This window comes from Burkholderia sp. RF4-BP95 (assembly GCF_001521985.1).
GTDB classification, from domain to species: domain Bacteria; phylum Pseudomonadota; class Gammaproteobacteria; order Burkholderiales; family Burkholderiaceae; genus Burkholderia; species Burkholderia diffusa.
On the sequence record NZ_LOSX01000011.1, the window covers coordinates 23946 to 37427 of the forward strand.

Here is a 13482-nt window from a genome sequence, read left to right on the forward strand (position 1 = left end):
GGCCCGCATGCCGCGGGTCAGGCGCCGGCATGCCGCGCATCGCGCGCTTCGCGGATACCGAGCAGGATCTCGTCGAGCAGCGCGATGTCGAACGGCTTCGACAGCACGCGCACGTTGACGGTACGCGTGCGGTCGAGTTCCTCCGCATATCCCGTGACCAGGATCACGGGCAGCTTCCCCGGCCGCTTGTCGATCGCTTCGGCGAGATCGATGCCGTTCAGGCGGCCCGGCATGTGGATATCCGAGATCACCAGATCGAAGGCGTCGTTCGCGGCCGCGCCCTCGATCAGGCGCAACGCGTCGTCGGCGGTGGGGGCGTAGGTGACGCGGTGCCCGAGCAGCGTCAGCAGCGCTTCGGTGCCGGCCGCGACTTCGCTGTTGTCTTCGACCAGCAGCACGTGCAGGCCCGCGAGCGCGCCGGTGTCGTGCGCGACGGGCTGCGAGCGCGCGACGATGTCCTCGACGCGTGCGCGCGGCAGGTAAAGGCGCACCGACGTCCCGGCGCCGACCGCGCTGTCGATCGTCGCGAGGCCGCCCGAGCGCTCGCAGAACGCGAACACCTGCGGCAGCCCGAGCCCCGTTCCCATCCCCTGCGCCTTCGTCGTGAACAGCGGCTCGAACGCGCGCGCGAGCACGTCGGGCGCCATGCCCGAGCCCGTATCGTCGAGCGAAATCTGAACGAAGTCGCCGATCAGCGGAAAGCCGTCCTCGCGGCGCAGCGTCACGTTGCGCGCACCGACCGTGAAGCGGCCGCCCGCCGTCATCGCATCGCGCGCGTTGACGGCGAGATTGATCACCGCGAGCTCGAGCTCGGCGACATCGACCCGGATCGGCCAAATGCCGGGCTCGATCGCGACGACCAGCGACGACTTCGAACCGAGCGACGTCTTCAGCAGTTCGCGACACGTGCCGAGCCACTGGCCGACGTCGATCGTCTCGTTGTGCAGCGGCTGCTTGCGCGCGACGCCGAGCAACTGGCGCGTGAGCGACTGGCCGTTCTTCAGCGCGCGTTCGATCGCGCCGAGTTCCTTGTCGAGATGCTGGACGCCGCGTCGCCGCGCGATCTGCACGTTGCTCGAGATGATCATCAGGAGGTTGTTGAAGTCGTGCGCGACGCTGCCGACCAGGTTGCCGAGCGCCTGCATCTTGCGCGACTGCCGGTATGCCGATTCGATCGAGCGCCGCATCGACGCTTCGGCCTGCCAGCGGTCCCACGCCTCCTCTTCCGCCTTCAGCCGCTTCAGCGACAGCCAGATCACCGACCACAGCGCGATCGACGGCGCGAACATCGAGATGAACAGCACGCTCAGGTGTTCGTACCATTCATGCCAGATCGCGGAGGTGCGGTACGCGCAGGTCACGTACACGGGGTAGCTGCCGACCTGGCGGTACGCGACGATCTCGCTGCTGGCGCCGTCGTGGCGCACGCGCACGACGCCCGCGCGCGGATCGTTGCGCGCGTTGCCGAACGTGGCCGTGAGATCGGTGTGCGCGAGCGACGGCGGCGGCGGATACGACGCGATCACCGCGCCGTCGGAGCGCGCGAGCGCCATCGTCATCGGCGTGGCTGCGCCGCCGAGCAGGTCGCGGTAGAACGCATTGAAATACGAAGACTTCAGCGCGATCGAGACCATTCCGGCGAACGAACCGTCGCTGTGGCGTCGCGCGACGCCCGTGTTGAACACGGGGATATTCTCGAGCTTGAGCGGCCCCATCATCAGCTTCGAGATGTGTTCGATGACCTTGCCGTCGCGGATGCCGGCGAAGTCGTCGCGATACGCGATCGACGCATAGGGCGCCGGATAGTAGAGGCTGTTCGCGAGCAGCATCCCGCTCGCACCGAAGATCGACACCGCCGCCACCTGCGGATAGCCGCCGCCGATCGTGTTCAGCGCTTCGTGGATGTCGGATTCGTGGCGGCGCACGGTGGCGTCGTCCATGTCCTGCACGAGGTCGACGATGCGCGCGTCGAGCGTCTCGCTCAGGTCGAACACCTTGAGCGCATGCTCCTCGGCGACGCGCACCGTGCGCATCGTCACGTCGCTCGCCGCGGCCTCGCGTGCCTTCAGGTCGTTGTACGCCATGACCGACACGTAGATGCACGGCAGCACGATCGCCGCGACCAGCAGCACGATCAGCGTCACGCGCCGGACCGCGAAATCGTGCTCGGGTGCGCCGGACGCATAGCTGCCGTCGTCCTGCCAGTCGTCGGCGGGCGGGGAGACGGGTGTACGGGAGTCGGCGGGACGTTCGGACGTCATCGAGGAAGGCGGGCCAAGCTGAGATGTTCAATCATAAACGAGTTGCGCTTGCTCGCCGTACCCGCGCGCGGATGTGCAACCTGATGGTTCCGACAGGGCGAAGTGAAAGTTTGAAAACGCTATGAATCCGGCAGCGCAAACGTACACAAAGAAAAATTTTGCGTGCTTATCTTGAAAATGGTCGCGCCTGTTTTCGGAATGCCGGCCGATCGAACCGATTTTGTTCGAAATGGTGAAAATGGCGAGTTGCACTGCCTTCGGTTTACTCAGAGAATCGCGCCTTGCTTTCCCTATGACAGATATATGCGCCCGCCGGCGTTCGCGGCGCGGTGTGTCGCGTGCCTCGCGCCGCGCCGCCCGCGCTTGATTGCACGGCGCCTCAAGAAGCGCGCCGCGCGGTCGTTAACGCGAGAGAGACCATTCCGTATACCGCTTCGCCGCCATGCCTTTGCCGATCGTGATCGCCGACGACTCCTTGCTCGCTCGCAAACTTCTGACAAAGGCGCTGCCGGGAGACTGGGACGTCGACGTCGCGTATGCGGCGAATGGTCGCGAGGCTCTGGCGCTCTATCGTGACGGCAAAGCTTCCGTGATGTTTCTGGACCTGACGATGCCCGACATGAGCGGCTATCAGGTGCTCGAGACACTGCGCCACGAAGATCTGAACACGTTCGTGATCGTGGTATCCGCCGATATTCAGCCGCAGGCGCAAGCACGCGTGCGCGAGCTGGGCGCGATCGCATTCGTTGCCAAGCCCGTGACGTCGGAGGCGTTGCTGCCCATTCTCAAGGAGTATGGGTTGTATGCCTGAATCGGTGTTCACGGCGGAGCAACGCGACGCGTTGCAGGAGATCGCCAACCTCGCGATGGGCCGCGCCGCCTCACGGCTCGCGTTGCTGCTCGGGCATTTCATCGAGCTGTCGGTACCGCGCGTGCGCGTCGTGAAGGCCGCCGATGCGGGCGACGCGCTGCGCGAGATGACGGGCATCCACGACAACGTGACGGCCGTGCGCCAGGGATTCCGTTCCGACATCAAGGGCGAGGCGATCGTGCTGTGCCGCAGCGCGGGCGTCGCGCGGCTCATGTCGCTGATGGACCGCACGTTCGGCGACGGCGTGTACGCCGGCATGGCCACGCAGGACGAACTCGTGTTCGATGTCGCGAACGTGCTGATGAGCGCGTGCGTCGCATCGATTCTCGACGAGCTCGGCCGCAAGCCCGTGTTCTTCCCGCCGGGGCTGCTCGGCGCGAACGTGTCGTTCGACGACGTGTTCCAGCCGAACGCGCTCGCATGGAGCGTCGCGCTGCTGCTCGAAGTGAACTTCGGCCTCGAGGATCACGCATTCCGCGCACATTTCGTGATGCTGATGGCCGAGGATTCGATCCGGCTGATGGGCGACGCGCTCGACGCATTGCTGTCCGCGCTATGACCGCTACCCCGACCACCACCGCCGCGTCGCTGAGCGACCTCGTGATCGAGCGCGTCGGCTTCGGCCTGTTCGTGCTCGACCGCACGATGAACGTGCTGATGTGGAATCGCTTCATGCAGGACCACAGCGGTATCCCGGCTGCCGACGTGATCGGCCGCAACCTGTTCGACCGCTTTCCGGAACTGCCGCGCGCATGGCTCGAACGCAAGCTCGAGAGCGTGTTCCAGCTCGGCAGCTTCGCATTCAGTTCGTGGGAGCAGCGGCCTTACCTGTTTCGCTTCGAGCACGACCGGCCGATCACCGGCGGCGTCGACTACATGCAGCAGGACTGCACGTTCATGCCGCTCACGCGCGGCCGCGAAGTCGAGGCCGTCTGTGTGACGATCTCGGACGTCACGCACGTGAGCGTGATGCAGCGCGAGCGCGAGGAGGCGGTCGCGAAGCTGCGCGAGCATGCGAATCGCGACGGCCTGACCGGCATCGCGAACCGACGCTTCTTCGAGGCGCGGCTCGGCGACGAATTCGCGCGCTGGCAGCGCTACGGCGGCGACCTGTCGGTGTTGCTGTTCGACCTCGACCACTTCAAGACGATCAACGACCGGTTCGGACACGCGGCCGGCGATGCGGTATTGCGCGAGACGGCGCGCCGCGTCGCGTCCATCGTGCGCGCGCAGGATACGTTCGGCCGCTTCGGCGGCGAGGAATTCGCGCTGCTGCTGCCGTGCACGAATCTCGACGAGGCGATGCGGGTTGCCGACAAGGTACGCGACGCGATCGGCAGCACGCCGGTCGACGCGGAAGGCGTCAGCGTGCCGGTGACGGCGAGCGTCGGCGGCGCGTGCGCGACGGCGGGCGCGTCGGGGTTCGACGCGCTCGTCAACGAGGCCGACACCGCGCTCTATCGCGCGAAGCGGCTCGGGCGCGATCGGTCGATCGCCTACGCGTAACCGCCGCGCCGCCGCTTCCCGCGCGCGATGCGCACCGTTCAGCTTTTCGCGATATCCGCGAGCACGCCGGCCAGCACGGCCGGCTGCGACACGAACGGCGAATGGCTGCTGTCGAGCTGGTGCACGTGCGTCGGGTTGCCGGGCACGAACGCGTCGGCTTCGTCGATGAAGCGCTGCTGCAGCGCAGGCAAAATCACGCGATCCGCCAGGCACTTGATGTAGTGACGATCGATCGCGCCCCAGCGCGCGGTGGTCGTCGGGATCGCGGTCGCGAACGGCGCGGCCGGCACGTCGCAGGTCATCAGGTTCGCCACCGCCTCGAAGTCGGCCTGCGGCACGTCGTCGTACAGCGCGCGCTTCGCGAGCTCGCGATACGCGGCATCGCCGCTGCGCGGATCGATCCGCAGCGCGCCCGCGACGCGCGGGCTCGCGAGCATCAGCGGGCCCAGCATTTCACCCTTGTTTTCGGGCGCACGCACATAGTCGAGGCCCGGCACGCCCGACGCGGGCATGAACGCCGCGAGATAGACGATCTTCGCGATCTTCTCCGGCGCGCGCTCCGCCGCGGCCGTGATCGCGAGGCCGCCCATGCTGTGGCCGACGAGCACGACCTTGCCGCGGCCGAGCGCATATGCGTCGTCGACCGCCTGCATCACCTGCGTCGCGTAATCGTCGAGCGTGGTGTTCGCAACCGGCGACGGCTCGGCGCCGAACGCGTCCTCGTCGAGCGGCCGTTCGAGATACGACGCGGGAAAGCGGGCATTGATGCCGTGCGCGGGCAGGTCGCGCGCGATCGACAGGTAGCCGCGCGCGGCCAGCGCGGCCGCGACGTGCGCGTAGCACCACGCACCATGCCACGCGCCGTGCACCAGCACGAAAACGGGATGGTCGGATTGCGCGGCGGCGGTTACGTTCGTCTCCATGGTGTCCGTGTCTTTTTTCGAGAAAGATGTTCATCTTAGACGAAGCCGCGCGCGTCCAAGCATGAACGCGCGGCCCGACCGTGCGCGCGCCCGGATCGGCTGTCGCGATCAGGCCCTTTTGTCTCGTTCAGGCCACATTTCGTCCAGATCTGATTTGAATTTGCGCCGAAGCGCGCTAATTTGACGCTTTGTTACCGATTGCGCTCCATGAACGTCGACTACCTCTTCTACCGGCGGCCGGAAAAGCCTGGCCCCTATTCGCTCGACGATCTGGGCGAGATCGCGCCGCCGATCGGTCCGAGCGACGTGGTGCGCGCGGGGATCGCGCGCGTGTTCGAGCAGATCGACTGGCACGAATCGCCCGACGTGCCGGGCGCGTGGTTCGGCACCGGCGGCCCGTCGTTCCAGTTCACGGCGGAGCCCGACGGGCGCGTGACGAGCTTCATGGGCTCGCGCCTCGAGCGCCGCTCGATGCTGCAGCTGACCCGCGAAATGGGGCTCATCGCGCTCGATCTGCAGCGCGACATCGTCTACGGCTGACGGGCGGCGCGACGCCGTTCCCCGTCGCGGCCGGCCACGCCGGCACCGGGCCCCGAGGCGGCCCGCCGGGCGCGGCGTGTGTCCGCCATCGAACTTCAAAGATTGCTATACTTTCGCCCAATTCCGGCTTCCGGCCGGTAATTTGTGCCTGTCTGCGTCGATCGTTCGCATATCTCGCACGCATTTGACGCCCTGACCAACCCAGCCGGGCATGGCCTCTTCAATCGCCCCGCGTGGGTGTCTCCGTGGAGCTCGTCTTGGCCGTTTCCAATCTCGTCGTGGACGAACAAGAAACCGACGCCGCTGCCGTCACATCGGGCAGTTCTTTCTATCTGGCGATGCGCATCCTGCCGGCAGTGCAGCGCGACGCGATGTTCCAGGTCTACGCGTTCTGCCGCGCGGTCGACGACATCGCCGACAGCGACCTGCCGCGCGCCGAGCGCAACGCGGGCCTCGATCGCTGGCGCGCGGACATCGACGCGTGCTTCGCCGGCCAGCCGCCGCGCCATCTGGTCGCGCTCGAGCGCGAGATCCGCGCATTCGACCTGAAGCGCGAGGACTTCCACGCGATGATCGACGGGATGGCGATGGACGCCGCCGAGGACATCTGCGCGCCGGACGAACCGACGCTCGACCTGTTCTGCGATCGCGTGGCGAGCGCGGCCGGCCGTCTGTCGGTGAGGATTTTCGGGATCCCGGAGGCGGAAGGCATCGAGCTGTCGCACCACCTCGGCCGCGCGCTGCAGCTGACGAACATCCTGCGGGACATCGACGACGACGCGGCGATCAACCGCTGCTACCTGCCGCGCGAGCTGCTCGCGCGCGAAGGCATCGCGATCACCGATCCGGCGACGATCGTGCGCGACCCGGCGCTGCCGCGCGTGTGCGCGACGCTCGTCGAGCGCGCGCTCGAACACTTCCGCGCGGCGGACGCCGTGATGGATCGCTGCACGCGCGCGCAGGTCAAGGCGCCGCGCATCATGTCGGGCGCGTACCGCTGCATTCTGGAAGCCGCGATCGCGCGTGGCTTCGCCGCCCCGCGCGTGCCGCTGCGCAAGCCGAAGGCGCGCATGCTGATGATCGCCGCGCGCTACGCGCTGTTCTGAGCCGATGCCCAGAACCGTCCACGTGATCGGTGCAGGACTCGCGGGCCTGTCGGCCGCCGTCGAGCTGCAACGCCGCGGGCGGCGCATCGTGCTGCACGACGCGCATGCGCATGCGGGCGGCCGCTGCCGCTCGTGGTTCGACGGGACGCTGAACACGACGCTCGACAGCGGGCTGCACCAGGTCTTCGCGGGGCAGTCCGCGACGCAGCGCTACCTGCGTGCGATCGGCGCGGCCGATCAGCTGACGGGCCCTGCGCTGCCTGAATATCCGGTGGTCGACGTCGCGTCGCAGCAGCGCTGGACGCTGCGCTTCGGCAACGGGCGCTGGCCGTCGTGGCTGTTCGACGCGGCATCGCGTGCGCCGGGCACCACGCCCCTCGACTACCTCGCGCTGGCGTCGCTCGCGTTCGCGCGCACCGGCCGTTCACTCGCACAGACGATGCGATGCGACGGCGTGCTGTGGGATCGTTGGCTGCGGCCGTATTGGCTCGGGGTGCTGAACGTCGAACCGCGCCACGCGAGCGCCGAGCTCGCGCGCGCGGCACTGTGCGGGATGTTTGCCGCGGGCGGCCCCGGCTGGCGCCCGCTCGTCGCGCGCCACGGGCTCGGCAGCGCATTCGTCGAACCGGCGCTGCGGATGCTGCAGCACGGCGGCGCGCAGATCCAGCTGAATTCGCGGCTCGATGCGTTCGAATTCGGCGCGCACGGCAACGCGGTCGATGCGGTCGCGATCGGCGGCGAGCGCGTCGATCTCGCGCCGGGCGACGCGGTCGTGCTGGCGGTGCCGCCCGAGGTCGCGCAGCCGCTCGTTCCGGATCTCACCGCGCCCGACACGTTCAGCGCGGTCGTGACCGCGTATTTCGCGGTCGATACACCGGCCGGCAGCCCGCTGCAGACGGCCGTCGTCAACGGCATCGTCGACGCGGTGCGCACCGGCGATGGTCCGCTCGCGGCGACGATCCGCGACGCGGGCCGCTGGCTCGACATGCCGCGCGATGCGCTCGCGCGGCGCATCTGGGAAGACGTCGCGCGCGTGACCGGCGCGAACCCGGAAACCCTTCCCGCGTGGCAGCTCGTCGTCGAGCCGCGCGCGGGGTTCGCGGCGGTGCCGTCGCAGGAAATGAAACGTCCGGCCGTGCGTACGCGCTGGACCAATCTCGTGCTGGCGGGCGACTGGATTGCCACCGGCTTGCCCGCCACGATCGAGGGCGCGATCCGTTCCGGCCAGCTGGCCGCGGACGTGCTCCAGACACAATAAGAGAGGGACCGATGAACGATCTCACCGATATGGCTACCCTGTCCGCCGGCACCGTGCCGGCCGGGCTCGACGCGGCCGTCGCCAGCGCGACCGACGCGCTGCTGGCCGCGCAGAACGCGGACGGACACTGGGTCTACGAACTCGAAGCCGATTCGACGATTCCCGCCGAATACGTGCTGCTCGTCCACTATCTCGGCGAGACGCCGAACCTCGAACTCGAACAGAAGATCGGCCGCTATCTGCGTCGCATCCAGCAGGCCGACGGCGGCTGGCCGCTGTTCACCGACGGCGCGCCGAACATCAGCGCGAGCGTGAAGGCGTATTTCGCGCTGAAGGTGATCGGCGACGACGAGAACGCCGAGCACATGCAGCGTGCGCGCCGCGCGATCCACGCGATGGGCGGCGCCGAGATGTCGAACGTGTTCACGCGGATCCAGCTCGCGCTGTACGGTGCGATCCCGTGGCGCGCGGTGCCGATGATGCCGGTCGAGATCATGCTGCTGCCGCAGTGGTTCCCGTTCCACCTGTCGAAGGTGTCGTATTGGGCGCGCACCGTGATCGTGCCGCTGCTGGTGCTGAACGCGAAGCGTCCGATCGCGAAGAACCCGCGCGGCGTGCGTATCGACGAGCTGTTCATCGACCCGCCCGTCAACGCCGGTCTCCTGCCGCGCCAGGGCCACCAGAGCCCCGGCTGGTTCGCGTTCTTCCGCGTGGTCGACCACGCGCTGCGCGCGGTCGACGGCCTGTTCCCGAGCTACACGCGCGAACGCGCGATCCGCCAGGCCGTGTCGTTCGTCGACGAGCGCCTGAACGGCGAGGACGGCCTTGGCGCGATCTATCCGGCCATGGCCAACGCGGTGATGATGTACGACGTGCTCGGCTATGCGGAAGATCATCCGAACCGCGCGATCGCGCGCAAGTCGGTCGAGAAGCTGCTCGTCGTGCACGAGGACGAAGCGTATTGCCAGCCGTGCCTGTCGCCGGTGTGGGACACGTCGCTTGTCGCGCATGCGCTGCTCGAAACCGGTGACGCGCGTGCCGAGGAAGCGGTGCTGCGCGGCCTCGACTGGCTGCGCCCGCTGCAGATCCTCGACGTGCGCGGCGACTGGATCTCGCGCCGCCCGAACGTGCGGCCGGGCGGCTGGGCGTTCCAGTATGCGAACGCGCACTATCCGGACGTCGACGATACTGCCGTGGTCGTGATGGCAATGGACCGTGCGCAGAAGCTCAAGCAGACGGATACGTATCGCGAATCGATGGCGCGCGCGCGCGAATGGGTCGTCGGCATGCAGAGCAGCGACGGCGGCTGGGGCGCGTTCGAACCGGAAAACACGCAGTACTACCTGAACAACATTCCGTTCTCGGATCACGGCGCGCTGCTCGATCCGCCGACCTCGGACGTATCGGGCCGCTGCCTGTCGATGCTGTCGCAGCTTGGCGAGAGTGCGCTGAACAGCGAGCCGGCCCGTCGTGCGCTCGACTACATGCTGAAGGAGCAGGAACCGGACGGCAGCTGGTACGGCCGCTGGGGGATGAACTACGTGTACGGCACGTGGACGGCCCTGTGTTCGCTGAACGCAGCCGGCCTGACGCCGGACGATCCGCGCGTGAAGCGCGGCGCGCAGTGGCTGCTGTCGATCCAGAACAAGGACGGCGGCTGGGGCGAGGACGGCGACAGCTACAAGCTGAATTACCGCGGCTTCGAGCAGGCGCCGAGCACCGCGTCGCAGACGGCGTGGGCGCTGCTCGGCCTGATGGCGGCCGGCGAGGTGAACAACCCGGCCGTTGCACGCGGCGTCGACTACCTGATCGCGCAGCAGAACGAAGAAGGCCTGTGGGACGAGACGCGCTTCACCGCGACCGGCTTCCCGCGCGTGTTCTACCTGCGATATCACGGCTATCGCAAGTTCTTCCCGCTGTGGGCGCTCGCGCGCTATCGCAACCTGAAGCGCGCCAATGCGACGCGCGTGACGGTCGGGATGTAACGCGTGGCACCGGCGCAGCACAACGGCACGTTGCCCGTCATCGCCGTCACGGGGATGGCGTTCGAGGCACGCATCGCGCGCGGCCAAGGCGTCGAGGCCGTGTTCGCCGCGCGGGCCGACCGGCTCGAGCGCGCGCTGGCCGAGGCGACCGCGCGCGGTTGCGCGGGCATCGTGAGTTTCGGCACGGCGGGCGGGCTCGCACCCGATCTCGCGCCCGGCGCACTCGTGATCGCGGACGCGATCGACGGGCCGTTCGGCCGCGTGCAGACCGATCCGGGCTGGAGCGCGCGGCTCGTCGCCGCGCTGCACGACACGCCGGTGTGGGCGCGCGTCACGCGCGGCACGATGGCGGCGGTCGGCGCGCCGGTGGTCAGCGAGCAGGAAAAGACGTCGCTGCATCGCACGAAGGGCGCGCTCGCCGTCGACATGGAGTCGCATATCGCCGCGGCCTTCGCGGCGTCGCGCGGCGTGCCGTTCGCGGTGTGCCGCGCGATCGTCGACCCTGCGTGGCGCACGTTGCCGCGCGCGGCGACGGCCGGCCTGCGCGACGACGGCAGCACGGCCATCTTGCCGATCCTGCGCGAACTGCTGAAGCAGCCGTCGCAGCTCGGCCCGCTGCTGCAGGTTGCGGGCGACGCGCGCGCGGCGCGCACGACGCTGATCCAGGCGCGGCACGCATTCGAGCGTGCCGGCGCGATGCGGATCGTCTGAGCGGCGCTCGCCGCTTTCCGCTTCTCCCCCCCTTCCCTTTTCGTTTCGCGTACGCGCAAAAAAAGAGCGCTGCATGATGCAGCGCTTTTGACCATTCCCGACCGACACAAGCGGCACGACGGTATGGAGAATGAGATTCGTGCGCCTTCCCGGCAATTAGCGCCGTCATGACACCGCAGCCAGTGGTGGATCGTTTTGTCAATGATAAGGATAACGACACATATCTCAAAAACAAGCTTGCGGATACGGTATGTAGATCTGGCCTCTCAATTCTGTCTGGTATTTTTTGAGATGGTCTTTGACGCTAGCATTTAGCGCATTGCTGACAGTGAAGCTGTCGAATGTCTAGTACGGGATCCGGAATTTTCTCTTAACATGAACCCTCATCTTCTTGATGCCTACAATCGGGAATTGCTCTATTTCAAGGAGCTGATGGAGGAGTTCGCCCAGGCGCATCCAAAAATTGCGCGGCGGCTGGGCATGCATGCCGGCGAGATCGCCGACCCCTTTGTCGAGCGGCTGGTGCAGGCAGCGAGTTTCACAACCGCTCGACTGCAATTGAAACTGGATGCTGAATTTCCCTTGCTTACCGGTCGGCTGCTGGAAACTGTCTACCCGAATTACGTCGCCCCGACACCTTCGATTGCGGTAGCTCGCCTCCATCCCGATGAGCGGGAAGGCAATTTGCTCGAGGGGTTTTGTGTGCCTCGAGGCACCGAGTTCGCGAGCCGTGTGCCGGACGGCGAACGCACGTCCTGCACGTTTCGTAGCGGTCTGGACGTGATGTTGTATCCATTGGAGATTGTTTCCGCGAGGTTGACGGGGATTCCACCGGACATTCCATCGATAGAGCGATACGGCGTCGCACATCGGCCGATTCGCGGTGCGCTGCGTCTCAGGCTCCGTACAACGGGCGAGGCGCGCTTCGATGAGTTGCGCGGCCTGGATCGATTGCCCGTTTATCTGGCAGGCGACGAACGCGTGGCGTCACGTCTGTTCGAGTTGATCCACGCCGGCGCCGTGTCATCCGTGACGGGGGTGCCGAACCGCTTTGCCGATCCCAGTCAGGCAATTGGGATCGTCTCGGATCGGGCGATCGAATACACCGGACTGGCTACCGACGAAGCCTTGCTGCCACTGGCCGGATCGAAGTTTCATGGCCATAACCTGTTGCACGAATATGCGGCGTGTCCAGCGCGCTTCTGGTTTTTCACGCTGACCGGTCTGCATGCGGGATTGCGACACGTGACCGATCGTGAAGCCGAAATCGTGGTGTTGCTGGATCGCTTCGACAGTACCCTGGTCGAGCACGTCGACGCATCACGCTTTGCACTCTTCTGTACGCCAGTCATCAACCTGTTTCGTCGCAAGACCGATCCCGCCGAGATTCCACGCATGGGCGGTGAAATTTTGTTGCAGCCCGACAAGCAAAACGGCTCGGACTACGAGGTGTTCGCGGTGGAGGCGTTGCATGGTTTCGTGAGCAGAGGCGTCGCATCGCTCGAGTTTCGGCCGTTGTATCGAGCACTGACGAACGACGAAACCAATCACGGGCGCTATTTCACGACTCGCCGCCAACATCGCATGGCGGTGGCGTCATATCGCCGCTATGGCGCTCGTGCCCCGTACATCGGTACCGATGTTTTCGTTTCGTTGGTCGATCAGGACGAGGAGCCTTATGCACCGGCCATGAAATATCTGTCGGTGGACGCGTGGTTGACGAATGGCGACCTGCCGAGCTTGTTGGCACTTGATGGCGCGACGGACCTGACTGTCGGTATCAGTGCGCCGGTACGCAGCACCGGATTGATTCGCACGCCGAGCGTCGCTCGTGCGCCGCTTGCACAGCGGGACGCTGCCTGGCGACTGATCGGCCAGTTGAATCTCGGTCACGGCATCCTGGAGGCTCAGGATGGAAGCGGACTGCGCGACATTCTGGCTTTGTTCGCGGCCGCCGACGATGTGCGTTACCGCCGCCAGATCGACAGCCTGATCCAGGTTGATGCGCATCCTGTGACGAGGAAACGGCCCACCCGGAGCCAGTTGCAGTTCGGTCGGGGTATCGAGTGCGTGCTCACGGTGGATGAGGCCGGCTTTGATGGCATGAGCCCGTATCTGTTCGGGGTGATTCTGGAGCATTACGTAGCTCGTCACGTTTCGACACATTCTTTTATGCAGACCGTGCTGCGCTCGCCGCAGCGCGGCGAGTTGATGCGCTGGCCGGTTCGAACCGGGACGCGTAGCGCAGTCTGACGCACGGAGGAAAGCGGTTCATGCAGTCGGTGACACATAACAACAATCAAGCGTACGAGGGCCAACAC

General features: G+C 66.6%; 11 protein-coding genes. 9 read left to right on the forward strand and 2 right to left on the reverse strand.

From position 1 onward, the window contains the following. Positions 1-17: 17 nt before the first annotated feature. Positions 18-2261: a hybrid sensor histidine kinase/response regulator gene (locus tag WS46_RS02775; RefSeq protein WP_059529027.1), complete on the reverse strand. Its 2244-nt coding sequence runs from the start codon at positions 2259-2261 to the stop codon at positions 18-20. A 442-nt stretch (positions 2262-2703) separates the two neighbouring features. Here WS46_RS02775 and WS46_RS02780 point away from each other — a divergent pair, with 442 nt between their 5' ends. Genes WS46_RS02780 through WS46_RS02790 form a run of 3 tightly spaced genes read left to right on the forward strand, consistent with a single transcriptional unit; the run spans position 2704 to position 4638 of the window. Beyond that, positions 2704-3072: a response regulator gene (locus WS46_RS02780; RefSeq protein ID WP_011548759.1), complete on the forward strand. Its 369-nt coding sequence runs from the start codon at positions 2704-2706 to the stop codon at positions 3070-3072. Beyond that, positions 3065-3691: a chemotaxis protein CheC gene (locus WS46_RS02785; protein ID WP_059689214.1), complete on the forward strand. Its 627-nt coding sequence runs from the start codon at positions 3065-3067 to the stop codon at positions 3689-3691. Before WS46_RS02780 ends, WS46_RS02785 begins: the two co-directional genes overlap by 8 nt. Continuing rightward, a complete protein-coding gene (locus tag WS46_RS02790) occupies positions 3688-4638 on the forward strand; it encodes a GGDEF domain-containing protein (RefSeq protein ID WP_059689215.1) in 951 nt (316 codons plus the stop codon). Before WS46_RS02785 ends, WS46_RS02790 begins: the two co-directional genes overlap by 4 nt. Before the next feature lie 38 nt (positions 4639-4676). On the opposite strand, the gene WS46_RS02795 is transcribed toward WS46_RS02790, so the two are convergent. Continuing rightward, entirely contained in the window at positions 4677-5561 is an 885-nt protein-coding gene (locus WS46_RS02795) for an alpha/beta fold hydrolase (RefSeq protein ID WP_059529019.1), read from the reverse strand. 207 nt (positions 5562-5768) lie between these two features. On the opposite strand from WS46_RS02795, the gene WS46_RS02800 reads away from it, so the two are divergent. From WS46_RS02800 to tssF, 6 genes are all read left to right on the forward strand, one after another. Beyond that, the gene (locus WS46_RS02800) at positions 5769-6101 is read left to right on the forward strand and encodes a hypothetical protein (RefSeq protein ID WP_059529016.1); all 333 of its coding nucleotides are present in this window, start codon (positions 5769-5771) and stop codon (positions 6099-6101) included. Positions 6102-6358: 257 nt separating this feature from the next. Next, entirely contained in the window at positions 6359-7207 is an 849-nt protein-coding gene (gene hpnD / locus WS46_RS02805) for a presqualene diphosphate synthase HpnD (protein WP_059529130.1), read from the forward strand. Positions 7208-7211: 4 nt separating this feature from the next. Continuing rightward, entirely contained in the window at positions 7212-8465 is a 1254-nt protein-coding gene (gene hpnE, locus WS46_RS02810; protein ID WP_059689216.1) for a hydroxysqualene dehydroxylase HpnE, read from the forward strand. Positions 8466-8476: 11 nt separating this feature from the next. Beyond that, a complete protein-coding gene (gene shc / locus WS46_RS02815; protein ID WP_059529011.1) occupies positions 8477-10450 on the forward strand; it encodes a squalene--hopene cyclase in 1974 nt (657 codons plus the stop codon). A 54-nt stretch (positions 10451-10504) separates the two neighbouring features. Then, entirely contained in the window at positions 10505-11161 is a 657-nt protein-coding gene (locus tag WS46_RS02820; RefSeq protein ID WP_059689356.1) for a phosphorylase, read from the forward strand. Positions 11162-11536: 375 nt separating this feature from the next. Further along, positions 11537-13414, forward strand: a complete 1878-nt coding sequence (tssF, locus tag WS46_RS02825) for a type VI secretion system baseplate subunit TssF (RefSeq protein WP_059689217.1) — start codon at positions 11537-11539, stop codon at positions 13412-13414. Positions 13415-13482 lie beyond the last annotated feature (68 nt).

What these genes read in the sequence shown, in the direction of transcription:
- WS46_RS02775 (WP_059529027.1), bottom strand. Translation starts at nt 2,261, where the DNA reads ATGACGTCCGAACGTCCCGCCGACTCCCGTACACCCGTCTCCCCGCCC.
- WS46_RS02780 (WP_011548759.1), top strand. Translation starts at nt 2,704, where the DNA reads ATGCCTTTGCCGATCGTGATCGCCGACGACTCCTTGCTCGCTCGCAAA.
- WS46_RS02785 (WP_059689214.1), top strand. Translation starts at nt 3,065, where the DNA reads ATGCCTGAATCGGTGTTCACGGCGGAGCAACGCGACGCGTTGCAGGAG.
- WS46_RS02790 (WP_059689215.1), top strand. Translation starts at nt 3,688, where the DNA reads ATGACCGCTACCCCGACCACCACCGCCGCGTCGCTGAGCGACCTCGTG.
- WS46_RS02795 (WP_059529019.1), bottom strand. Translation starts at nt 5,561, where the DNA reads ATGGAGACGAACGTAACCGCCGCCGCGCAATCCGACCATCCCGTTTTC.
- WS46_RS02800 (WP_059529016.1), top strand. Translation starts at nt 5,769, where the DNA reads ATGAACGTCGACTACCTCTTCTACCGGCGGCCGGAAAAGCCTGGCCCC.
- hpnE (WP_059689216.1), top strand. Translation starts at nt 7,212, where the DNA reads ATGCCCAGAACCGTCCACGTGATCGGTGCAGGACTCGCGGGCCTGTCG.
- shc (WP_059529011.1), top strand. Translation starts at nt 8,477, where the DNA reads ATGAACGATCTCACCGATATGGCTACCCTGTCCGCCGGCACCGTGCCG.
- WS46_RS02820 (WP_059689356.1), top strand. Translation starts at nt 10,505, where the DNA reads ATGGCGTTCGAGGCACGCATCGCGCGCGGCCAAGGCGTCGAGGCCGTG.
- tssF (WP_059689217.1), top strand. Translation starts at nt 11,537, where the DNA reads ATGAACCCTCATCTTCTTGATGCCTACAATCGGGAATTGCTCTATTTC.